Below are 1296 nucleotides of genomic sequence, written 5' to 3' on the forward strand. Positions count from 1 at the left end.
GCGCCACCCTCAGGGATGAAAAATCGTTAAGCAAAATATTTTTCACGGCAAAGGTCACTAAGCGCACAGAGAAAAGATCTTTAAATGTTGTGCGCTCTGTGAACTGAGTGGTTCAACAGCTTAAACGGTCTCTGTTTCCCGGATTTCTACCGAGAAACTGGCCACCTCATTTCTTTCCAGCGCTTCTTCGCTCATTCCGCCAAGGTTTTCCATCAATTCATCCAGCATCTGCTGCAGTGTCAGGGTCATGATGGAGAAGTCAGCGTCAAACTGTTCGGCCGCTGTTTCAGCGTTGACTTCATCAAGCTGTTCCTGAACGGAGTCGGTGAACTTCAGTTTGCGGATGACCAGGTCATCACCAAGGACAAAGCTCAGGGCATCATTCCATATCAGGGCCATTTTGCTGACCTGTTTTCCCGCCTGAAGGTGAACCTCAACCTCTTCACCAATCAATTCCTGTTTACTGACTTTTACCTGCCCCCCTTCATCACCGGGCTCACGCAGTTCACACTCATCACCGATCACCAGCTTGTCAGGCATGGGGACTTCCTGAGCCAGCCAGCGTGTCATAGCATGGGATGGTATGTTCTTCAATGGTGGGTTAATAATCGGCAGGCTGCCAAGGCATTCACGCAGGCAGGAAGTCAGCTCTTCAGCTTTCTTGAATGAAGAGGCATCTACCACCAGCCAGCCCTTTATTGGGTCAATATAAGCAAAGGTGTTCTGGCTGCGGCTGAATGCTTTGGGCAGCAGTTCCATCAGTACATCGTCTTTTAATGCTTTCTTCTCTTTGCTGAAAACCTGACGGTCCTGCTCCTGTTCAATTTGTTCAACTTTTTCTTCCAGTACGTCCTTGATCACGCTGGCGGGAAGAATTTTCTCTTCCTTGCGGGCCGTGATCATAATGAAACCATTGCCGACATGGGTCAGCAGTTCACCCTGTTTGCCTAATGGGGGAACCCAGCCATAGGTACTCATATCCTGACTGCCGCAGCTGCGAAAGCGTTTCTGGCGGAGTTGCTCTTCAAGATCGTCAACGGACGTCTTGAATGGTTGGGTAAACCGGTAAAAGATAAGATTTTTAAACCACATGATCGTTCCAGAATCCTGATTAGTCGGAAGTTTGGCCGCTTTCCATATTGCCCCATCCCTATTGTCCCACATAGTCGGGCTGCACTTTCGAGTATGAGCTCAAGGCTGTGATGGAGAGGCACATATTAGCAAAACCTGACCGTAAATTTGCAAAAACGTCGTAAACCCTCGCCCAATGCGGGCGGGGATATAAGACGGGAAGGC

At 49.2% G+C, this 1296-nt stretch carries 1 protein-coding gene; it reads right to left on the reverse strand.

The features are described from left to right. Positions 1-120: 120 nt before the first annotated feature. Positions 121-1092 (reverse strand): recombination-associated protein RdgC, encoded by a 972-nt coding sequence (rdgC, locus tag KDK15_RS03340; protein ID WP_257293950.1) that lies wholly within the window; start codon positions 1090-1092, stop codon positions 121-123. Positions 1093-1296 lie beyond the last annotated feature (204 nt).

Source organism: Endozoicomonas sp. YOMI1, from assembly GCF_024606345.1.
In the GTDB taxonomy this organism is placed as follows: domain Bacteria; phylum Pseudomonadota; class Gammaproteobacteria; order Pseudomonadales; family Endozoicomonadaceae; genus Endozoicomonas.